The sequence below is a fragment of the Nitrospinota bacterium genome (assembly GCA_016208975.1).
GTDB lineage: Bacteria > Nitrospinota_A > UBA7883 > UBA7883 > JACRLM01 > JACQXA01.
In genome coordinates this window covers 1,626,288-1,648,155 of sequence record JACQXA010000004.1, presented here as the reverse complement: position 1 = coordinate 1,648,155, position 21,868 = coordinate 1,626,288, and the positions used below count along the sequence as shown (strand labels likewise).

The 21,868-nt window shown below is 57.3% G+C and carries 22 protein-coding genes; 11 read left to right on the top strand and 11 right to left on the bottom strand.

The features are described from left to right. From HY751_11660 to HY751_11625, 8 genes are all read right to left on the bottom strand, one after another. Positions 1–1,623 (bottom strand): efflux RND transporter periplasmic adaptor subunit, encoded by a 1,623-nt coding sequence (locus tag HY751_11660; GenBank protein ID MBI4667051.1) that lies wholly within the window; start codon positions 1,621–1,623, stop codon positions 1–3. Then, positions 1,616–2,908, bottom strand: a complete 1,293-nt coding sequence (locus HY751_11655; protein MBI4667050.1) for a TolC family protein — start codon at positions 2,906–2,908, stop codon at positions 1,616–1,618. The genes HY751_11660 and HY751_11655 overlap by 8 nt, the downstream gene beginning before the upstream one ends. 100 nt (positions 2,909–3,008) lie before the next feature. Then, the gene (locus HY751_11650; protein ID MBI4667049.1) at positions 3,009–3,443 is read right to left on the bottom strand and encodes a hypothetical protein; all 435 of its coding nucleotides are present in this window, start codon (positions 3,441–3,443) and stop codon (positions 3,009–3,011) included. Next, positions 3,436–4,236, bottom strand: a complete 801-nt coding sequence (locus HY751_11645; GenBank protein ID MBI4667048.1) for a hypothetical protein — start codon at positions 4,234–4,236, stop codon at positions 3,436–3,438. Before HY751_11645 ends, HY751_11650 begins: the two co-directional genes overlap by 8 nt. A 51-nt stretch (positions 4,237–4,287) precedes the next feature. Continuing rightward, positions 4,288–4,800 carry a sigma-70 family RNA polymerase sigma factor gene (locus tag HY751_11640; GenBank protein ID MBI4667047.1) on the bottom strand — a complete coding sequence of 171 codons (513 nt, stop codon included), beginning with the start codon at positions 4,798–4,800 and terminating at the stop codon, positions 4,288–4,290. 14 nt (positions 4,801–4,814) lie between these two features. Continuing rightward, entirely contained in the window at positions 4,815–5,045 is a 231-nt protein-coding gene (locus tag HY751_11635) for a (2Fe-2S)-binding protein (protein MBI4667046.1), read from the bottom strand. Between the two features lie 28 nt (positions 5,046–5,073). Then, on the bottom strand, positions 5,074–5,469 hold the full coding sequence (locus HY751_11630) for a response regulator (protein ID MBI4667045.1): 396 nt from the start codon (positions 5,467–5,469) through the stop codon (positions 5,074–5,076). 53 nt (positions 5,470–5,522) lie between these two features. Further along, positions 5,523–7,211 (bottom strand): M3 family oligoendopeptidase, encoded by a 1,689-nt coding sequence (locus HY751_11625; protein MBI4667044.1) that lies wholly within the window; start codon positions 7,209–7,211, stop codon positions 5,523–5,525. 142 nt (positions 7,212–7,353) lie between these two features. Between HY751_11625 and purH the strand changes: the two genes are divergently transcribed. From purH to HY751_11575, 10 genes are all read left to right on the top strand, one after another. Continuing rightward, a complete protein-coding gene (gene purH, locus HY751_11620; GenBank protein MBI4667043.1) occupies positions 7,354–8,904 on the top strand; it encodes a bifunctional phosphoribosylaminoimidazolecarboxamide formyltransferase/IMP cyclohydrolase in 1,551 nt (516 codons plus the stop codon). Positions 8,905–8,976: 72 nt separating this feature from the next. Further along, on the top strand, positions 8,977–9,726 hold the full coding sequence (gene tolQ / locus HY751_11615) for a protein TolQ (protein ID MBI4667042.1): 750 nt from the start codon (positions 8,977–8,979) through the stop codon (positions 9,724–9,726). Between the two features lies 1 nt (position 9,727). Further along, positions 9,728–10,183 (top strand): ExbD/TolR family protein, encoded by a 456-nt coding sequence (locus HY751_11610; GenBank protein ID MBI4667041.1) that lies wholly within the window; start codon positions 9,728–9,730, stop codon positions 10,181–10,183. A gap of 48 nt (positions 10,184–10,231) precedes the next feature. Continuing rightward, positions 10,232–11,044 (top strand): TonB family protein, encoded by an 813-nt coding sequence (locus HY751_11605; protein ID MBI4667040.1) that lies wholly within the window; start codon positions 10,232–10,234, stop codon positions 11,042–11,044. A gap of 24 nt (positions 11,045–11,068) precedes the next feature. Beyond that, positions 11,069–12,436 (top strand): Tol-Pal system beta propeller repeat protein TolB, encoded by a 1,368-nt coding sequence (tolB, locus tag HY751_11600; GenBank protein MBI4667039.1) that lies wholly within the window; start codon positions 11,069–11,071, stop codon positions 12,434–12,436. 198 nt (positions 12,437–12,634) lie between these two features. Further along, positions 12,635–13,171 (top strand): peptidoglycan-associated lipoprotein Pal, encoded by a 537-nt coding sequence (pal, locus tag HY751_11595; protein ID MBI4667038.1) that lies wholly within the window; start codon positions 12,635–12,637, stop codon positions 13,169–13,171. 143 nt (positions 13,172–13,314) lie between these two features. Then, positions 13,315–14,241 (top strand): tetratricopeptide repeat protein, encoded by a 927-nt coding sequence (locus tag HY751_11590; GenBank protein ID MBI4667037.1) that lies wholly within the window; start codon positions 13,315–13,317, stop codon positions 14,239–14,241. A gap of 39 nt (positions 14,242–14,280) precedes the next feature. Next, entirely contained in the window at positions 14,281–16,185 is a 1,905-nt protein-coding gene (locus tag HY751_11585) for a SurA N-terminal domain-containing protein (protein MBI4667036.1), read from the top strand. A gap of 67 nt (positions 16,186–16,252) precedes the next feature. Continuing rightward, positions 16,253–17,137, top strand: coding sequence for a fumarate hydratase (locus tag HY751_11580; GenBank protein ID MBI4667035.1), 885 nt, complete (start codon positions 16,253–16,255; stop codon positions 17,135–17,137). Then, positions 17,130–17,720, top strand: a complete 591-nt coding sequence (locus HY751_11575; GenBank protein ID MBI4667034.1) for a fumarate hydratase C-terminal domain-containing protein — start codon at positions 17,130–17,132, stop codon at positions 17,718–17,720. Before HY751_11580 ends, HY751_11575 begins: the two co-directional genes overlap by 8 nt. 252 nt (positions 17,721–17,972) lie before the next feature. Here HY751_11575 and rdgB read toward each other — a convergent pair whose 3' ends face one another. After that, a complete protein-coding gene (gene rdgB / locus HY751_11570; GenBank protein MBI4667033.1) occupies positions 17,973–18,560 on the bottom strand; it encodes an RdgB/HAM1 family non-canonical purine NTP pyrophosphatase in 588 nt (195 codons plus the stop codon). A gap of 54 nt (positions 18,561–18,614) precedes the next feature. Between rdgB and HY751_11565 the strand changes: the two genes are divergently transcribed. After that, positions 18,615–19,385 (top strand): hypothetical protein, encoded by a 771-nt coding sequence (locus HY751_11565; protein ID MBI4667032.1) that lies wholly within the window; start codon positions 18,615–18,617, stop codon positions 19,383–19,385. Positions 19,386–19,434: 49 nt separating this feature from the next. Here the strand turns inward: HY751_11565 and sat are convergent, their stop codons facing one another. Next, positions 19,435–20,649 carry a sulfate adenylyltransferase gene (sat, locus tag HY751_11560; protein MBI4667031.1) on the bottom strand — a complete coding sequence of 405 codons (1,215 nt, stop codon included), beginning with the start codon at positions 20,647–20,649 and terminating at the stop codon, positions 19,435–19,437. 28 nt (positions 20,650–20,677) lie between these two features. Further along, positions 20,678–21,856 carry a quinone-interacting membrane-bound oxidoreductase complex subunit QmoC gene (gene qmoC, locus HY751_11555; GenBank protein ID MBI4667030.1) on the bottom strand — a complete coding sequence of 393 codons (1,179 nt, stop codon included), beginning with the start codon at positions 21,854–21,856 and terminating at the stop codon, positions 20,678–20,680. Positions 21,857–21,868: the final 12 nt, after the last annotated feature.

Here is a 21,868-nt window from a genome sequence, read left to right as displayed (position 1 = left end):
TCAATGGCCGGAATGGCCCATGTTGTCATGGGATGAGTGATCCATTCCGCCCTCCATTTGAGGTTGAGTTTCTTTCTTCGTGTCATCTTCCGGGGCTGGTGGGGAGTGGTCCATCCCCTCGTGCCCTGCGTGTTCCGGCGCTTCCATTTCTCCGTGGCTCTCCATGCCCTGATGGGCGGAATGGTCCACGGCGGCTCCGGAAGGCTCTTTAGCCGGGGGTTTTTGGGCTTTATGTTCCGCGCCGGCCGCGCTGGGCTCCTTCATGCCATGAGAGGTATGGTCCATGGAGGAGTCTTTCTGCCCGGCCGGCGCGGGAACTGGACCGTGATTGTGGCCACCCACCATGGCCGCGCCTTCGCTTACCTTTGATTCGGAGTCCAGCAGGAACTGGCTGGAGACCACCACGTCCTCACCCTCGGCCACGCCGGAAATTATCTCCGTGAACCCGCCGCTTTCTATCCCCGTGGCCACCTCCCTGGGCGCGAACTTACCGCCGCCCAACGCCACGAAAACCAGCGCCCGTTTGCCGGTTCTCAACACCGCCTCCGAAGGCGCCGCCACCACGTTTTTGGAACCGCCGGCCATCACGCTCACAACGCCGTACATCTCGGGCTTCAGCTCCTGCCCGGGGTTGGAGAACACCATCCGGGCCTGCACGGATCGTGACTGGGGATTGAGGAACGGGTAGATGTAGGCGATACGCCCTTCGAAAACCCTGCCCGGAAACGCTGAAAGGTTCATCTCAACCTTCTGGCCTACCTTCACATTGGGTATCTCATATTCGTATATGTCCGCATTCACCCACACCGTGGAAAGGTCGGCTATCTCGTAAAGGGTCATGTTCGGCTCGATATACATCCCCTGGGTCACATCCTTTTTTATCACCACCCCCGCCACCGGCGAATGGATGTGAAGGGTCTTTTTCACTTTGCGGTTCCGGGTCAACTCTTCTATCTGGTGTTGCGGCGCATCGAAAAGCTCCAGCCTCCTGCGGGCGGATGAAAGCAGGCGTTCGCCGCCGTCCCTCAAGCCTTTCATCGCGTCATCTTTAAGGGCGTCGCGGTATTGGAGCGCCAGCAGATACTCCTCCTGGGTGGTCACCAAATCCGGCGAGTATAGCTCCAGCATTATGGTGTCCCGCTTTACGGGATAACCGGTGGAGTTGACGTAAAGTTTCTCCACCCAGCCTGCCACTTTGGACTGGATGCGGGCCAGCTTCGTTTCATCGTAAGTCACCACTCCGGTGGCGCGAATATCCCGGGAAATGTCCATGCGGATGGCCTTGGCGGTTTTCACGCCGATTGTCTGGGTGAACACGGGGCTGACCTTCACGGCGCCTTCAGTGGAGCTCTCCTCATCGGCGTATTTCGGGACAAGGTCCATCCCCATGGGGGACTTGCCCGGCTTGTCGCTCCTGAAGTCCGGCAACATGGGGTCGTGCCAATAAAGTATCTTGCGCTCTTTGGGCTGGGCCGCCTGCTGGGCCGGGGTTTTCCCGTGACCACTTATGAATATGCCGGTTATGGCGTGTCTGCCGAAATAGCCCACGCCGATTACCAGCGCCAGCGCCAGCGTAACAATAAACCGTTTCTGATACCTTTTGCCGTTATCCTGATCACTCATGATCCAGTTCCCCTTGCGCGATTACAGCGCCGGTAAGCGCCTCCAGTTCCGCTGAAAGCGAGCGGAGCTTCATGTAAGACTCTTCCATCATCAGCCTGTATTCAAGCAACATCTGCTCAGTAGTGAGAAGGGTTAAAAAATCCACCCTGTCCAGTTCATAGGAGGCTCTGGCGCTGTTTAACGCCTGCTCGGCCTGGGGCAGGATGCCGTTTTTATAAAGGTTGATGGTCCTTATCTCTTTCTTCATGCTCAGCGCCGCGCTTTCCACGGCCGCTTTAACCCTTTCCACGGCCTCCCGCTTTCGGGACTCGGCCTCTTCCACCGCCGCCCTGGCCCCGGCGATATACCTGTCCTGCTTTTGAGAGCTCCACAGCGGAACGCTCATGGAGCCTTTGAGGGAGAGCAGGTCTGGCCGTTCCATGGGGTTGTCTTCCCGCTGGCCGTACTCGGCGGAAATGGAGAAGTTGAACCCTTTCTCCGCTTCCGACTTCGCCAGGGATTTTTTCGCCAGCTCCAGCATGGCGGCCATAAAACCTATCTCCGGCGAACCGGATTCGGCCAGCTTCCATTCGCCCTGCGGATCTGGCTCTGGAACGGTCTCTATCAAACCGCCCGGCATGGAAAATTCGGGCGAAGGAGCCCTGCCCAGCAGGCGGTTTATCCGCACCGCCAGCAAACCCCGTTTCTCCTTTAACGCCAGTTCCCGCTCGTACAGCCTGCTTTTCTCCAGCTGGGCCTGTATGACGCTGGCCTGCATCCCCCTGCCAGCGGCATATTTGGCGTTGGCGATGAGGATGAACTCCTCCAGTATTTCCCCGGTGCCGGCCAGGGTTTCCAGCGCCTTGTCCACGTAATGGATTTCGTACACGCCCATTTTCAGCTGGGCCACAAGCTCGGCGGCCAGCATGCGGGTTTTCCAGCGGGCCATGGAAATGTCCACCTCGGCCATAGCTTTTTCCGCGTTCCTTATGGAGAGACTGGGAATGTCTTGCCTTATGCCGATGGTTTTTTGCGTCATGTCCTCCTTGTCGAGGCGGAACCCGTCCACCGGCGCGCTCATGAGGCCAAACTCTATCATCGGGTCGTCCCAGGCGGTTTTGGCCTCGGGCAGAGGCTCCAGTGATTTTACGAGGTTTCTCTGGGCTTCAAGCCCCGGGTAGGATTGAAAAAGCTCCGCCACCAGCGGCTTCCAGCCGTCTTCCGCCAAAGCGCCAGCTGGCGCCGCGAAAATAAAGGCTACCGCCAACAGGCAAGCCAACCCCCATCTGCCCAACGCTAAAACCATCAACCCTCCTTTAATACCGGTCTCCTTTTCTTAAACACCGGACGGTTGCGGAAAAGTTCCCGAAGCTTGAAAAAGCGCCTTGGGAGGGATTGTCAGGAAACTACCGGTTCAGATAATAGTCGGCGAAAATCTTGGCTATCTCTTCGGGCTTCTTCCCTTCGCCGGTCAACTGTTTGGCCGCCACCGCCTCTTTTAAGCATACGCCGCATCTTGTGGCGTGCTCGTCCACATAGCAGGTAAGCAGACTCTTGTGGTTGAACTTCGGGTTTGTGGCGCAATAGCAGTAGCAGAAGAGCTTGTCCAAAACCTTCGGTATCTCCCTGGCGGCCGAATAGGCGGAAAAAACGTAAGGGTCGGCGGTGTACAGCCTGGGATCCTGTGTGGGCCGGGTTTCGTTGCGCGTTTTGGAGGCCAGCAGGTTTTTCTGGAAGTTCACCGCCTCGGTTTCTTTGGACGGGCCCAGTGTATATCCCGCGGTATATCCCGCGGAAGCGGAGATGATGAAAACCACCGCCGCCACAATAATTCTATTCATCTTTGTAAACTCCGTTATCCCCTTGGGCTGTGATTAACTTAGTCAGTTTTTCATGGGAGGCCGCCCCAACGCAAATTTGGCGCATCTCACCCTCTCCGGTTTTCATTATCACCACATCGCCGTCACGGCTGGCGCTCCATAGCCCATCGGACATTTTGGAGGCGCCGCCCGTGCCCACTTTCGCGGCGGCATTTTTCATGCAGAAACAGGAAACCATCTTGCCGTCCATTTCATATACGGCGTGGGCCGCCGCCACGCCTTTCACCCGGCAGATGCCGCCCCGCACGAATTTTACCCCGCCATTCCCATCGGCCAGCGCCACCTTAACGCCCAACGCCCGGCTGGCGGTATCGTTAAAATTGCCCATGGTGGCGCACTCGTAACCCTTGAAATGGCCTGTCATCACGCACTGGGCGTGCTCTATGGCGAAATCCACCATGCTCAACGCCGCCGTGGGGCGGGGCATTAACGCAATGGCCAGAATAACCCCAGCCGCCATGGCGCCAGCCAGTGGGGTAAACCAGCGGACAAGTTTCTTTCTGGATATATTGAACGTGGCCCGTTCCCTCAAAACGCTATCTTGCGTTTTCGCCAGGGCTTTCCGGATTACCGCCTCATCCAGCGCAGGGGGAGAGGAAAGCTGGTTTTTAACCCCTGATAACCTGCCGGACTCAAGCGCACATGCAGGGCATTGGGCCAAATGCGCTTCTATTTCCCGTTTCCGCTCCTCCGGGAAATCCTGGGCGCCCATCTCCCACAGGCCAGCTTTTACCCGTTGGCAACCCTCGTTCATTGTTTTATCGCTCCTGATTTTAATAACAACAAGGGAGCCATAAAAGTTCCATTATTTTTCATCCCGCCCAAGCCACCGCTCCCGGAGCATTTCCCTCGCCCGGTTTATCCTGCTTTTAACCGTGCCCAGGGGCAGATTGAAGGAACTGGCTATTTCATCATATGAAAGTTGGGCGATCTCCCTGGCCACCAGAACAGACCGCATTTCCTCTGGTATGGAGTCCAGCGTGGCCTGGAGTTTTTCGTCCATCACCACCGGGCCGGAATTCTCTGCCCGCTCGTCTGGGAGCCTTTCGGCCAGCGACTCGTCGAACAACAACGTTTCCCGGGATTTTTTATGGCGCAGGTCGTTCAGGAAAGTGTTTCGCATGATGGTGTAAAGCCATGCGGCTGGGGCGCTGTCGCTGTCAAACCGGTCTATGGCCCGGAAGGCTTTTATGAATGTTTCCTGGGTCAAATCCTCGGCGTCTTCCCTGGAGCCTGTAAGCCTGTATGCGGAAACGAACATCCGCCCAAAAAGCGGTTCTATATGTTTGCGGTATTTTTCGAGACGTTCTTTACCCATGGAAGCTTTTTTGGTTAGCCTGGGCTATCCGCCCCCGTGGCCAGCGTGCCCTGCCCGATCATTTCCCGGATACGGGGCGAGCAACGCCTGCCCTGGCAGGAGCCGGAGCCCGCGCCGGTGGCTTTCCTAAGCTCCGATTCTTCCAGGACTCCTTCGTTTATCAGCTGTTTGAACCTGCCTTTTTTTATGCCCTTGCATTGGCAAACAACCTTGATGTTGTCTATTATATCTTCCTTGCTGTTCATCTCACACACTACTATAAACTCCCACCGCCTAGCCTATAAGGCAAAGCTCTCTCAACTGTTTTTCTATATTGTCCTTCTCGATGGGTTTTATTATGTACCCCTCGCAACCTTCCTTGAAAGAATCCAGCACCGTGCGCGAATCGTCCCTGGCGGAGATCATTAGCACCTTCACGCGCTGGGCGCCGAATATGCCCCGCTCTTCCTCGTAACCGCGGATGAGCTTCAACGCCTGATGCCCGTCCATCTCCGGCATCATTATGTCCATGCAGATAAGGTTGAACCGGTCTCCCTCTTCCCACGCCATCCGGAACGCCTCCACGGCCTCCCGCCCGTTCACCGCCGAATCGCAATGACCATGGGCCGACAGTATCTTGTTTAAAACCATCCGGCCCAACAGCTCGTCATCCACTATCAGTATCCGCATAAGCCTGTTTCCCTTTGTCATTATTTAAATGATTTTACCGGTCGTTTTCATGGCTAGATGCCCAATTCTTTGGCCACAATGTCCATAAGCCCGCCCAGCAAACCCGCGTCAAAATCAAACCGCGCCCCGGCGGCCTCAAAAAGCTCCGGCGCGGGCCGCGAACCGCCCAGGGCCAGCGCGGCCAGGTATTTTTCCACGGCGTCAGCCTGGTTCACCCCGTAATTCCTGTAAACCTGCAACGCCCCCAGCTGGGCCACGGCGTATTCTATGTAATAGAAGGGCACCTCGAATATGTGCAACTGCCGGTGCCACGAGTAATCCAGCGCTTCGGCTGGCGCCTGCGACCAGTCCACCCCGGTGTTGAACCGTTCCGACAGCTCAACCCAAGCCTTGCGCCGGTCGTCTCTGCCATGGCCCGGATGGGTGTAAATCCAGTGCTGAAAAGCGTCCACCTGGGCCACCCAGGGGAAGATGGACACCACCCCTTCCAGCCTCTCTTCTTTCGCCCGGCGCCTGTTTTCGGCGCTGGCATAAAACGGCTCCAGATGGTCGCCACCCAGAAGCTCCATGCTCATGGAGGCCACCTCGGCGAACTCCATGGCCGAGTGACGGTTCCAGATGATGGGGTTGTCCCTGCTCATTAGGGTGTGGAAAGCGTGCCCCCCTTCGTGGAGCAGGGTGTTCACGTCGTCCTGCAAACCCACTGCGTTGGTGAATATGAAAGGTATGCGGGCTTCCGACAAGGTGGTTTGATACCCGCCGGGGGCTTTCCCTTTCCTGCTCTCAAGGTCCATCGAGAACCCGATGGAGCTGAAAAGCTCCCCCAGCCTGCCGTTCACAGAACCGAACACACCGGCCACGCCGTTGAAAAGCTCTTCGGCCTTGCTAAAAGGTTTCAGGGGCGGGCGCCCCTTGGGGTCGCAAGCGGTGTCCCACGGGCAAAGTGTTTCAACGCCCATTTCGCTTTTTCTGCGTTCGTTTATCCGCCTCATCAGGGGAACTGCGGTCTTTTCTATGGCCTCGTGGAACTTTAGGCAATCTTCTGGAGAATAATCCCGGAGCTTGCCTTTAAAACAGTACTCCCGGTAATCGGCAAGTTTGAGGTTGGCGGCGAACTCCGCCCGTTTTTCGAGCATCTGGTCGAACAGGTCTTCCAGCGCGTCTTTTTCTTTCAGCCTCCGTTCCACCGTGGCGCGGAAGGCCCGCTCCCTCAAAGCCCTGTCCGGCTCCCGCAGAAAAGCGCCCATCTGGGGCATGGTTCGCTCGGCGCCATCGAAAACCACCGTCATGGCGCCCATGGTTTCCTGATACTTCTGCGAAAGCTCCTGGAGGACCACCTGCAGTGGTATGTTGCGCTCGTCAAAAAGCTCCACGGAGGTTTTTATCATCCGGTCCATCTGGCCATAAATAGCCTTGTCCAGCCCGGGCCGGGCGGACGAATCCAGATAGCGGCGGTTCAGCCTGTCTTCCCATTCGGTGAGTTTCGGCTCCACCTCCCGGACGCACATGAGGTAAGCCTCTTTTTTGGCCGGGTCGTCGGTATGGCAAGTCATGTCCACATACCTGCGGGTGACAAACTCGTCGGCCACGCCTTTTAGCTCAGACCAACGGGCCAACCATATGGAAAGATCTCCGGCGGAGGCAATGGGAGCTTCGGAAAGCTCCCTATAATATGGGGCAAGCTCATCCCATCCCTTCACCTCCAAATGGGCGTCAACGAATGTTCTCGGGTATGGGGCCAGCCATGGCTTTGTGTTTCCGGCGGTTACGCTCAAATCAAACCTCTCCGCGCTGTTATTAAGTGTTCCGCGTCTTGACGTATTAAACTTAAAAGAATACCATTTTTCTCTTTGACCCAGGTTTAAAATTCTAGCAGGCAGGGCGATGAATACTGTTGTTAAAAGGGCGTTAATAAGCGTTTCGGACAAAACCGGGCTGGAGGCTTTCGTAAAGGGGCTGGCCACGTTCGGCGTGGAGATACTTTCCACCGGCGGCACAGCCAAGGCCATATCCCAGGCCGGGGTGGCTGTGAAAGAAGTCAGCGACCATACGGGTTCCCCGGAGATTCTCGATGGCCGGGTGAAAACCCTGCATCCCAAGATCCACGGCGGGCTTTTGGGCCGCCGCGACCTGGAAAGCCATGTAAAACAGATGGCCGAGCACGGCATAACGCCCATAGACATGGTGGTGGTCAACCTGTATCCCTTTGAGAAGACCGTGGCCAAACCCGGCGTTTCGCTGGAAGAGGCCATAGAGAATATAGATATCGGCGGGCCGTCCATGCTCCGGTCGGCCTCGAAAAACTTCGAGTCGGTCACCGTGGTGGTGGATCCAGCGGATTACGATGCGGTACTGGCGGAAATGGAACGGAACGGCGGCTCGCTTTCCCGGGATACCCGGCTGAAACTGGCGACGAAAGCTTTCGCCCACACCGCATGGTACGACGGCAGGATAAACAGCTATCTTGAAAACCTGGCGGGCGCGGGCGGGCGTTTCCCGGACAGGAAAATGATATTGCTCGAAAAGCGCCTCCCCATGCGTTATGGCGAAAATCCTCATCAGGGCGCGGCGTTCTACGCATCGGCTGGAACCATAACGGACGGCATACCGTCGGCCATCCAGCATCATGGGAAAGAGCTGTCGTTCAACAACATAGTGGACCTGGCGGCGGCGTACGAGCTTGTTTGCGAGTTTTCCGACCCGGCGGTGGCCATCATAAAACACACCAACCCCTGTGGCGTCGCCCGGGCGGCCAACATTAAAGACGCGTATGTCACAGCCCGGGAGGTGGATCCGGTTTCGGCGTTCGGCGGGGTGATAGCCATAAACCGGAAGGTGGACAAAGACGCCGCCGAGGAGATAGGCAAACTATTTGCCGAGGTGGTCATCGCCCCCGGTTTCGAGGCCGCCGCCATGGCCGTCTTAAAAGAGAAGAAAAACGTGCGGCTCATGGAGCTTCCCCTGTTGAAACCATCCACGGAACTGGACTATAAATTCGTGCGCGGCGGGGCGCTTCTGCAGGACCCGGACGCTATAACGTATAACGAGGACACGCTGAAAGTAGTCTCCAAACGCCAGCCCACCGAGGCGGAGATGAAAGCCTTGAAGTTCGCCTGGACGGTGGCCAAACATGTAAAGTCCAACGCCATCGTTTACGCCGGCGAGAACAGCGTAATAGGCGTGGGCGCGGGGCAGATGAGCCGGGTGGACAGCTCGCAGATAGCCGTATCCAAAGCCCGCGGGCCCGTGAAAGGCAGTGTGATGGCGTCCGACGCGTTCTTCCCTTTCCGCGACGGCATAGACGCGGCGGGCAAGGCCGGGGTGACGGCGGTAATCCAGCCGGGCGGCTCTGTGCGGGATGAAGAGGTGATAGCGGCGGCGGACGAATACGGCATGGCCATGGTGTTCACCGGCGTCCGGCATTTCAAGCATTGATAGCTGTAGGTTGTCCGCTTATCCGCGGCCGTTGACACGGGCGGCGGTTGTATCTATTCTGGATTACTTGTGATGACTAATTTACCTTACATATTAATGGCGCGGGTGGCCCAGGCTCCGGCCGCAGGCGGCGAGCTGTCCATCTCCGACATGGTGGTGAACGCCGGGCTTGTGAGCAAGGGGGTGCTTTTGACCCTGCTGGCGTTCTCGCTTATCTCTTGGGGAATCATAATCCACAAGTTCCGTCTGTTCCGGCGTGTGAGGGAGGAGACGGAGGCTTTCCGTGATGTTTTCCAGAAGAAACCCCAGCTCGACCAGGTTTACAACTTCGCCAAGAAACTGCGCAACTGCCCGATGGCGCGGGTTTTTCTGGCGGGCTACATAGAGCTTGCCACCCAGTTCCGCATCACCCAGAGTGAACAGAAAGACCCGGAGGAACACCTTCTGTTAGAGAAGCTTGACTCCATAGGAAGGTCGCTGGAGCGGGCCACTGCCCAGGAGATAACCAAGCTTGAACGGTGGCTGTTCTTCCTGGGAACCACCGGTTCGGTTACCCCATTCATAGGGCTTTTCGGCACGGTGTGGGGGGTTATGAACTCCTTCTCCGGCATTGGCGCAAAAGGGGCGGCCAGCATCGCCGTGGTGGCGCCCGGCATAGCCGAGGCTCTTATCGCCACCGCCGCCGGGCTGTTCACCGCCATACCGGCGGTTATGGCCTATAACTATTTCGTGTACCGGGTAAAGATAAAAGCCACCGATATGGACAACTTCGGGCTGGACATGCTTTCCCTGATAGACCGAACCTACATAAGGCGCCCGTAAGATGGCCGTCGCGGGCGGTGGTGGCGACGCCGGGGGAAGGCGGTTCCGGAGGAAATCCTCCACCCTGATGTCGGAGATCAACATCACCCCTTTTGTGGACGTGATGCTGGTGCTTCTGGTGATATTCATGGTCACCGCCCCCCTTCTGCAAAGCGGCATAGCCATAGACCTGCCCAAGGAGGACGTAGGCGCGCTGGACATAAGAGAAGAGAACATCATATCGGTAGAGAGCGCCAACCGGATTTACTTCAACGACAGGCGAGTGACGGAAAAAGAGCTGGCCGACAAACTGAAAAATATCGTGGCGGCGTCCCCAACAGCCGAGGTTTACCTGCGGGCGGACAGGAAGATCCCCTACGGTTATGTGATGAGGATAACCGGTATCGCTAAAAAATCCGGGGTGGACAAGCTGGGCATGGTAACCGAAATGCCCGAAGAGCAAGAACGCAAACGCTGAAGGGGCCGCCCGCAGGCGAAACAATCTTACTGAATATATTCCAGCCGGATGAATAGGGAACAACTGGCGGCAGGCAGGGACCGCGACATAAACACATATCCCCAGCTGATGATGGCCATCGGCTTTTCGGCTTTCATCCATATCCTCATCATAATCGCCGTGCCTCTTTTAGGGTGGCTTATGCCGTCAAAAAGGCTCATCCTGCCCGGTTACCAGGTAAATCTTGTGACCCTTTCCCCGAAACCTTCGAGCACCCTTCCTCCGGGGCCGCCGGGGCCGCCCAAAGAGGAGGCGCCGGAACCGGAGCCCGCGCCGGAGCCCATGGTGAAAAAAGCTCCCATGGTGGAGAAGGCCGCCAAGGCGGAGCCGGAAGTGGCCAAAGAAAAAGCCGCCCCGGCGGGCAAGAAATTCGCCTCCAAAACGGAAGACAAACCGAAAAAAGAGATGGCCGAGGAGCCGCCGAAAAAAACCAGGCCTGTGGAGACCGCCTCCATCCCCCCATCCACGGTTACGCCCAGATACCCCGGTGGTGGCGGGGGCGGCGGAGGGGCGCAAACCGAGGGGGCGCCGTTCCCCTATCTGTGGTACACAAGGACCATAGAAATGAAAGTGAACCAGAACTGGGTGACCCACGGCATAATACTGGCCGGGAAAAAAGGTGACCCGGTGGTGAAGTTTAAAATTCTGCGGGACGGTTCAGTGGCTGGCGTTACGCTGGAGAAATCGTCCGGAAATTCCGCTCTGGACGAAAGCGCCCTGCAGGCCATAATAAAAGGGGCCCCTTTCGGGCCCCTGCCTGCGGATTATCCGACAGACTCGTTAACGGTGCATTTCAGCTTCGATTACGAACAGCGCCAATAAAAGCGTATCAGGAGGTTTTTTACGTTGAGGGCATCGAAAGCAAATTTAAGCGCCCATTTTAAAACCGCAAAAGCGGCTGTGGCCGTTTTTATTTCCGCCATGCTGGCCCTGGCCCCATGGGCCGGCGCCCAGAATAACGGAGTGTGGATAGGCACCAGCCGGGTGGGTTCGCCGTCCATAGAAATAGCCGTGCCGGAATTCCCTGTCTCCTGGGACGACAAGGAAGGGCTTGGGGCCCAGGCGGCGGACGTTATAAATTTTGACCTGAAGGCCACCGGCATGTTCAAACCCCATGAGAACAAGGACTTCTTAAAGCAGGCATCTGAAAAGGATTTGAAGGCCAAGGGCGGGGTGGATTTTGACGAGTGGAAAACACTGGTTTCCAACTTCGTGGTTAAAGGGGTTGTAGGGCAAAAGCCCGACGGAAAAATTTACCTGGACACCAGGGTGTACGACATCCAGCAGAGGAAGCTTTATTTCTCCAAGATATACACCGGCCCCAAGGCCATTTTCCGGCAGATGGCCCACCAGTTCTCCGACGACCTGCTCAACAGGCTCACCGGTGAGCAGGGCATCGCCCGCACACGCATGGCTTTCGTGTCCAAACAGATGGGCCGCAAAGAGCTTTTCATAATGGATTACGACGGGTACAACCCGATTCAGGTTACCACCGATAAATCCATGGTGCTTTTCCCCAACTGGCACCCGAAAAAGGATTTGATCCTTTTTACCACCTTCCGATACCGCAACCCGGACCTTTACGCGATGGACCTGCGGAACGGGACGCGTTACCCAGTGTCGCGCAAGATAGGCTCCAACTCCACCGGTGAATGGTCGCCGGACGGCAAACGGGTGGTGTTCTCGCTTACAAAGGGGGGCAACGCTGATATTTACATCGCCAACGCCGACGGCGGAAGCGTGGTTCAGCTCACCAGCGCGCCATCCATAGAGACCTCACCTGCCATATCACCAGACGGCAGATATGTGGCCTTTTCGTCGGACCGGACGGGTAGCCCGCAGATTTACATCATGAGCCTGGACGGCAAAGAGAACTGGCGAGCCACCTGGACGGGCGGATACAACGAGGGGGCGGCATGGTCTCCCAAAGGGGATTACATCGCATATGCGTCCATGAACGGTAACAACTTCAACATATCCGTGGTCAACTGGCGCGAGCCAAGGGACGTGCGTCAGCTCACCGCCGGGGCAGGCTCGGAGGAGAGCCCCACATGGGCGCCCAACGGGCGGAACATAGCTTTCGCCGCCCGGCGCAACGGGACCAAGCAGATTTTCATTATTAACTCCGACGGGACAAATCAAACACCCGTTACATCCATGCCCGGCGGCGGGTACACGCCATCGTGGGGGCCACCGCTGGATCTTCTCAAGTAACCCTCGCGTTTCGAGCGCGAACGGATTGTTAAAAAACCGTTAACGCGGGCATGGAGTAAATTTGCTTCCGCCCCTTGAAACACAAGGCCCGGTTTGTTAGAGTGAAGTCGTTTTTTCAGGGTGTCGCAGGCGGATTTAGCCACATTGGTGACTGTCTGTTAAATATAAACACGGGATGATGTAGGAGAGGGGTAAGAAATGCGCATAAAAAACCGGCTTCTTGTCGCCATGGCTGTTTTCTCAACCACGGTCATTTTTTCACTGAGCGCCTGCTCTACCGCGAAGAAGGAAACACTTCCCGCCGCCGGTGAAGCCGGGGCCGGAACAGGCGAGGGCGCTGGCGGCATGACCGCAGAGGAAAGGCTTCAGCAGGGTCAGCGCGACGTGGCTTACACCGATGAGTCCCAGCTTTCGGATGTTTATTTCGATTTCGACAAGTCCGACATCCGGCCCGAAGCGCGCGACGTTTTGCAGAAAAACGCCGACTGGATGAAAGCCAATCCTAACGCCAAAGTGCAGATTGAAGGCCATTGCGACGAGCGTGGCACCGAGGAGTACAACCTGGCCCTGGGTGAGCGCCGCGCCAACTCCGTGAAGAACTACATCATTTCGCTGGGTGTTCCCGCGGAGAAGCTTTACACCATAAGCTACGGCGAGGAACTGCCCATAGATCCCGGCCACACGGAAGACGCCTGGGCCAAGAACCGGCGGGCTCATTTCCTGGTGACCAAGTAATCGCCATAATCCGGGCGGCCCAGAAAACGGGCGGCTCTGAAGAGCGCATATGGGGGAGCGGAATATCGCCGCTCCCCTTTTTTTATTGGCGAAGTTAATCTAAAATAGCCCTTTCCGTTTTCAAAACCGTAAGGAACGCACAGTTGAAGCCGTTGCGCATCGCCGAAGTTTTTTTGAAAGCCGCCGGAGCCGCCGGGCTGGCTATTGGACTGATTTCCTGCGAAACCGTCAACAAAAAGGAATGGGACGTTTCCCAGGGTCAGATAACCAGGATAGACGAGCGCGTCGCCATGCTGGGCAAGGCTTTGGGCGCCCAGGCGGATTTGGCCGCCAACCTGGAGCAGACCCAAAGGGCGGTTCAAACGGTGAACGGCCAGATGGAAGAGTTCAACGGCAGGGTCCAGATGCTTTCCGACCGCATGGACAGGCTGGAAAAGGCCATCCTGGAAATAAACCAGACTTACAGGACCGAGGTTGGCGACAGGTTCGCCGCCACCAACTACGAATTGAAAGAACTCCGCCGGGAGCTACGCTCCGTGTCGCTGGACACGCTGGCGTTCATACAGCTCATGGAGCAAAAAAGCGGGGTCTCCCGCAAAAGCCATAAAAAGGCCGTGGAAGACGCGGAGCGGGAATTACAAGCTAAGCCTTTAGCTGAGGAGCGCTCCACCTCCGCCAAGGATCACGCGGCGGGCATTTTCGAGCGCGCCAGCGCCCTGTATTCCGCCAAGCGTTACGACGAGGCGGCGGAGATGTTCGCCGATTACGTCCGGCAATATCCCAACGGTAACGCGGCGGACAGCGCCGCTTTCATGGCTGGCATGGCCTATTACGAAGGTAGTGAACTGGATAGCGCGTCGGAATCTTTCGACATGATGGCCGAAAGGTATCCATACAGCCCCAAGGCGCCCGAGGCCATGATAAAAAGCGCCATGGCGCTATTGGAACTGGGCAGGGAAAACGACGGCGCCCAGCGCTTGAAAGCCCTGGTGGAGAAGCATCCTTCTTCACCGGAAGCGGCGCAGGCCGCCGAAAAACTTTCGGCCATGGAAAAGGGCCGCATAAAATAAGACTCTCAAACATAACCTTTCAACACATGACGGGGAATTATGCTTAACGTATTCCGGGAAGGGGCCAAAACCTGGGCCTCGCGGCTCTTAATATGGTTCGTGGCGTTCACTTTCATAGGCTCGGCGTTCCTGGTATGGGGCTGGCGCAAAAGCCGCAACGACGACGAGGTGGCGCAGGTGGGCTCTGAAGTAATCACCAGGCAACAACTGGCCGAGCAGACCCGGCTTGTTGAGGAAAACCTTCGCAAACAGTTCGGCGGCCAGTTGGACGCGGCGGCTCTTAAACAGCTGAATCCCAGGAACATCGCTCTAAACTCCCTCATCAGCCGCGCCCTGCAGGTGAAGGCCGCGGGGGAGGAAGGCATTGTTGTGACGGACGACGAGCTTAAAGACGCCATAGCCGCCCAGCCCGGTTTTCAGACCAACGGGGTGTTCGACCCAAAGCTGTATTCAGACACCATAAAGCGCATGGGGCTTACCCCCGCCGCTTTCGAACAGCAGGTGAAAGCCGACATCATCACCCAACGGCTTATGGCCATGGTGGAGCGGCCTGTCCGGGTTTCCGAGATTGAGGCGCGCAACCATTATATTTATGAAAACCAGCCTATAACGGTGGACTACGTAAAGACAGACACCGCCGAGGTGATGCGGGACGCGCGTTTCACCGAGGAAGAGGCAAGAAAATGGTTCGACGGGCATAAAGATGATTTCCGCCTGCCGGAGACGCGCACGTTCAAGTCGCTCCTGCTGGATCCCAAGGATATCGCCGATAAAACCACCGTAACGCAGGATGAGTTGACGGCCTATTACGGCGAGCATACGGCGGAATTTGAGGTGAAAGAGGAAGCTCACGCCAGGCACATACTGGCGGTGGTGGCGCCCAACGCTTCCCAGGCCGCCGTGGATAAGGCCGAGGCGAAAATGAAGAAGGCGCTGGCGCGGGTTCGCGCTGGCGAGGATTTCTCCAGGGTTGCGCGGGAAATGTCTGAAGACCCCGCCGCCGCATCCGGGGGGGACCTTGGCTCGTTCCGCCGCGGCGTGATGACGCCGGAGTTCGAGCAGGTGGTATTCGCGTTGAAACCGGGCCAGGTATCGGAACCGTTCCGCACCCAGTTCGGGTTCCACATAGCCCAGCTTGTTTCCCTTACGGCGGGCAAGATACCCACGCTGGAAGAGGCGCGGGACAAAGTGGAAGCCAGGGCGCGGCTGGAGAAAGCCGGGAGGGATGCGGAAGCCATAATGAAATCGCTGGCCGGCCAGCTTAAACCTGACAATTTTGGCGCCGTGGCGGACAAACATCCGGAGATGAGGATAAACACCCATATCGCCCACAAGGGCCAGCCCGCCATGGGTTTCCGTGACGGAAAGAAAGCGGCGGACATGGTTTTCGCGCTTAACGAGAAAACCGTTTCCGAGCTAATGGCCATGCCGGAAGGATACGCGTACCTGGCGGTGGAATCGGTCCAACAGCCGTTCACGCCGCCGTTCGACTCTATCCGTGACGTGGTGGAAGCCCGGTACAGGGCTGAGCTTGCGGACAAAATGGCGGAGGAACGGGCCAAAAAAGTCGAAAAAGCGGTGGGCGAAGGCAAAACTTTGGCCGACGCCGCCCGGGCGTTCGGGCTGGCGGTGTCCCGCACGGCGCCATTCAGCAGGGCACAAGTGGCCTCGGGCCAGGCCCGTGGGGACGGAGCGCGGATGGAAGCTTTCGAGCTGGAGGATAAACAGGCCAAAACCCTGCCAGTACAGGGAGGGTTTGTTACCATGGTATTGGCTGGACGCGGGGCGGTGGACGAGGCCGTGATGGGGGCCAGCCTGCCGGAGCTGGCCAAAAACCTGCTTAAACGGAAGCGGGAAAGGGTTTACGCCGAATATCTGGTTACTTTAAGGAAGAAGGCCGAGGCGGAAGAAACGTTAACGGTGAACGAGATTTTCACCAAATAACCTTGCGCCGCGGACTTTGATAAAATTTAGTTGTACAGGATCACTTCACTCTTGAACGGAACACATGATGGACATCATCGCTGACGAGGAGTTTACAGAGGCTATCGTGGAGCTTATCCGCAGAACCTCGACAATTTTGCCGCAGGATGTGGTGGAGCGCTTGAAGGCGTACAGGGACAAAGAGGCCCCGGATAGCAGGGCCCAGCGAGCCCTGGACACCATATTGAACAACATACAGATGGCCGAGCGGGACTCGCGCCCCATCTGCCAGGACACCGGCACGGTGACTTTCGACATCCATTACCCGTTCGGCATGCGCCAGAACGCCCTGGCGGAGATAATCCGCAACGGCGTGCGGCGGGCCACCTCCCGCCATTATCTGCGGCCCAACGTGGTGGATCCCATCACCGGAGCGCCAAAGGTGGACAACACCGGCAGAGGGCATCCGGCCATGTATTTCGACCAATGGGACGAGGACTATTTAAAGATAGACCTGGTGCTTAAAGGGGGCGGTTGCGAGAACGTGGGAACCCAGTATTCCCTCCCATACTCCCCTCTCGGAGCCGGGCGGGACATGGACGGCATCAAGAAAGTTTGCCTGGACGCGGTGGTGAAAGCCCAAGGCAAAGGATGCGCGCCCGGCGTGCTGGGCATCGGCATCGGCGGGGACAGGGCGCAAAGCTACCTGTTGAGTAAAAAACAGCTTCACCGGAAACTGGGGGACAAGAACCAGGACCCGGGCCTGGCGGATCTGGAGGAATGGGTTGTAGAGAACTCCAACAAGCTGGGCATCGGGCCCATGGGGTTTGGCGGCAAGACCACGCTAATCGGCGCCAAGGCGGCGGCGATGGACACCATCCCCGCGTCGTACTTCGTAGCCGTCACCTACATGTGCTGGGCGTACCGGCGGCGGACCATGACCCTGAAGGGCAAGGAGGTGTCTTATGATTAAGCTTACGCTTCCCACAACGGAGGAAGCCGTGCGCGCGCTTAAAGTGGGCGACGAGGTCCTGCTGACGGGCAAAATGGTGACAGCCCGGGACAGGGCTCACAAATACATGGTGGAGAAACGGCCCGATGAAGTGCGCGACATTTTGCGGGACACGGTTATATACCACTGCGGCCCGGTTATGAAGAAACATGATGACGGCCATTGGGAAGTTGTGGCCGCAGGGCCTACAACCTCCATCCGCGAGGAACCGTACCAAGCGGACGTGATAGAGGAATACAAGGTGCGCGGCGTCATCGGCAAAGGCGGGCTGGGCAAGAAAACCCTGGATGGGCTGAAGAAGACCGGCGCGGTGTATTTCCACGCCGTGGGCGGCGCGTCGCAGGTGCTGGCCCGCACGGTGGTGAAGGTGGAAGGAGTCATAAAGCTGGAGGAGTTCGGCGTGCCCGAGGCGTTCTGGATTTTCGACGTGAAGGATTTCCCAGTGGTGGTAACTATGGACGCCCACGGAAACTCGCTCCACGACAAAGTCGGCGCGGAGTCCGAGGAGAAGATGAAAGAGATACTGGCGGGGATGGGGAAATAGCCCTTTTAACCGTGTTCGTTCTAAATGGCGCCGGGGAGAAAAACCCCGGCGTTTTATATTTAGCCAAATAGCCGCCACCGCCAGCCAGATTGACCAACTGGCGCATGGGCTTTACGGGCTGAGGGGGGAGTAGATAAAGCTTGTGGAGGAAATCGCCAGCAAATAACCGGTCTGCCATCACGCTTCGCCGTGGTCCAGCGACCACGGGGAAGCGTGCCTATGCCTATCGGGCAATATTCCATCCCGGCGTTTTTATTTAGCCACAAGCTCCGCCTTCAGCTTCGCCATAGCTTTCGCCCGATGGCTTATCCTGTTCTTTACCTCCAGCGGAAGCTGGGCCATTGTCTTGCCATATTCGGGGACGAAGAATATGGGGTCGAACCCGAACCCTTTATCCCCTTCCTGCCGGTCATGCACAATACCCTCGCAGGTGGCGGTTACAAGCGCTTCCCTGCCTGTGGCTGGCTCAACATACGCCAGGGCGCACACGTAGCGGCAGGCGCGGTTTTCAACGCCCTCAAGGCGTTTTAGGACAATTTCGTTCACCTCACTGGCAGGCATGTCTCCACCGAACCTGGCGGAGAATACGCCCAACTCTCCAGGCATTACGTCTATCTCTATCCCCGAATCGTCCGCCACGGCTGGCATTCCCGTGGCCTTTACTATGGCGCGGGCTTTTATCAATGCGTTTTCTTCATAAGTCTCGCCATGTTCCTCCACATCCGGCGCGTTGGGGATGTCCAGAAGTGACACAAAGGTAATCCCTGTCCCCTCAAAGGCGTGGTTGAACTCGCGAACCTTTCCGGCGTTTTTAGTGGCCAGCGCAATAAGAGCTTTCATGATGGAGTATGATAGCAGAGGAGCCCGAACCGGACATGCAAAGCGGGATACCCAATGGAAAATTATTACGCTTTAGGTTTCTTTGCGGCGCTCACTGTGCTGATGATCACCGCCTTCGCCTACATGTCGTCCCACAGGATCAGGCTGTTCCGGGAGAACCTTCGCAGGCTTGGAGTGGACGATAGCGGTATTTCGCTATTCTCCAGCGCCCGGCGCGAATTTATCCATGAGGGATATAAATTCCGCTATATCCAGCCCAAGGTGGACAGGGAGGACGTTTCCAACGACACCCATCTGGCCGTCTTTCACAGAAAACCGTTCAACATCGGATTGCTTGTCATGCGTTCTGGCATCCTGAATTTTGTCCCGCAAGACGTTGCGGGGATAGAACTGCCCTATTACAGACAATATTTCAGCGTCTCCGGAAAGGTCCGGTCGCACTCCGCCATCGAGCCTCCGGCAAGCCTGAGCGCGAGAGAGTATTCTGTTTACGCCCTGGCGAAAGATGCGGGGGCCGGGATATTCTCCAGCCCGGATGTGGACGTCGCCCTGTTGGCCCTGCTGGAAGAGCTTGAAGGGTTGGAAGGCCACCTGGTGATGACAGACGTGGCGGTGGATATGGTGTTGCCCAACGAAACTGAACTGGAGCGGATCTTGCTGGAGAAAGCGAGGAAGGTGAGCGAAGCGATGGCTTCCGTGGGCATTTTCCCGGCCACACCGCCGGCCGCCTCCTCCGGCGTGATTTTCAGGACAATATTGATACTGCTCCTGCTGGCGCTGATAGCGGCTATCGGATTCGTTGTTTTCACGTCGCTGTTCACATAAAAAAAGAGCGGGAGGCGCTTCCACCCGCTCTTGCAAGTAACGCTTTTGCCTACGCCCCGGTGGCGGCGCGGTGGAGCTTTATCTCCACCTTCTCGTCCAGGCTCCTGTAATACTCCTGAAGGATGGCCAGCACTTCAGGCCTGGAGAACTCCTTGGGTATCTCGCCCCCTTCGGACAGGGTTTTGCGGAGCATGGTGCCGGAAAGCAACAGCCGGTCTTTCCCCTCGTGGGGGCAGGTGCGGGCGGAGGCCATGCCGTCGCATTTGAAACACCAGAAAGTCCAGTCTATCTTAAGTGGTTTCAGCTCCAGCGCGTCTTTGGGTATCTCGTCGAATATCTTGTGGGCGTCGAAGGGGCCGTAATAGTTGCCCACCCCCGCATGGTCCCGCCCCACCAGGAGATGGGAGCAACCATAGTTTTGGCGGAACACCGCGTGCAATAGAGCCTCCCGCGGCCCTGCGTAACGCATTTCCATGGGATAACCTGCCTGGATGGCGGTGTTATTGACGAAGTAGTTTTCCACCAGCGCGTTGACGGCCCGCACCCGCACCTCCGCCGGAATGTCCCCCGGTTTCAGTTTACCCACAAGCTGGTGGATCAGCAGACCATCGCAGACCTCCACCGCAATTTTTGCAAGATACTCGTGGGAGCGGTGCATGGGGTTTCTAAGTTGTAACGCCGCAACGGAGCTCCAGCCTTTTTCGGCGAAGGCTTTGCGGGTTTGGGCGGGAGTCATGTACACATCGCGGAACATTTCCGGGTAATAGCTTTCGGACAGGACCTTCACCGGCCCGGCCAGGTTCACGTCCCCCTGGGCCATCACCTTCTGCACGCCGGGATGCTCGCTGTCGGTGGTCTTGAATATGGACATGCACTCGTGCGCCTTGTCTATCTCGTATTTTTCGGTGACGGTCATGGTTCCCATCACCTGCTCGGTCTCGCCGTCCCAGAGCGCCACCTCTCCGCCAACCTTTATGCCGTTGATGCTGGCTTTGTCCGTGGAAAGGGTGATGGGGATGGGCCAGAACAGCCCCGATGCGGTCTTGTAACCGTCGCACACACCCTCCCAGTCCGCCCGGGTCATAAAGCCGGTGAGTGGAGTGAAAGCGCCGATGCCCATCATGATAAGGTCCGACGTCTCGCGCGAGGTCATCACTACCTTCGGCAGGGATTGGGCCTTTTTCAGCTCCGCCTCCCGTTCTTTGCCCTGCAATAGCAGGGGCTTCAACTCCCCGCCGCCATGCGGATTTACAAGCTTCGACATTGGCTTAAAAACCCCCTCGCAATAAAAATTAGTTTGTTACAGCGTGATCCGCCGCCCACGCCCGTTCCCGCTGGGTCATCCTTGCGTGGGTCAGGGCCGTGAACCTGTATAGAAGATGCGCGAATTTTGAAAACGGCGCGTACACAAGCAAAACGAACACGAACACCAGGTGGACATAATACACGCCAAAGCCCAATGACGCGACGTCCAATACGCGCAGGATTTCGGACAATATTCCGCTGGCTATGGTGATGAACAGAGTGAATATGAAGAAGCTGTCGTAATAGCCGGTCACACCCACGCTATCCTTGGCCGCGCCGTACCTTCGGGCGATTATCATGCCCACCCCAGCCAGGGCCATCAGAGCGCCCAGGTTGCCAACAAGTTTTACCGTGAGCCGGGCGGGGTGTGAAAGGCCTATCTGGTGATATTCAAAACCTATCATTCCCAGCTCGTGCGCCCAGTAGAGCGTACCCACCATGGCGGTGGTTATCATGAGGGCTATGAAACCGTACATCGTGAAAAGGTGCGATTTGAACCTGGGCGCGTTGGTGACGCATTTGCCCATCTTCTCGTGCCTGCCCACGCCGATGGCCGCGCCGATCATGGCGGATATCAACGAGCCTTCCGCACGGGCCGCCTTGTTCAGCTCACCCCAGAATTTTTTCACGCTCATAAACGCCGCCACCACCGCAAAGACAACTGCCGGTATGAACGCCATGTCTATCGCCAATTCCGGCATCATGTTGCCGTACTGCATAGGCTTTATGTTTACAAAATCCGGCTTGGCGCCGAGGGAGATAAAACCGTATATCCACACCAAAGGGATTATGAAGAGCGCCGGCAGATACGCGGGTTTGGAAAGCCATTTCCCCAAGAACCCGAAACTGGCGTAATGGGAGAACATTATGTTCCGCGCCGCCGCCAGCACATCGCCGGGTTTTGCGCCCCGGGGGCAATGGGTGGAGCAATCGTTGCACTGATGGCACAGCCACACGTCCCCGTCGGACAGCAGGCGGTCTTTCAAGCCCCACTGGGCCCATATCATTTCCTTGCGGGGAAAAGGCGCCTCTTCAGGCGATATGTTGCAAACCACCGAGCAGTTGCCGCACTGGAAACATTTCTTCAGCGTGGCGCCGCCGTTCTCCATCAACTCCGTTACGAACCCGGCGTCGGGCCTTATTACCTGCGTAGTGACTTCCTGCATATTCCCACTCTT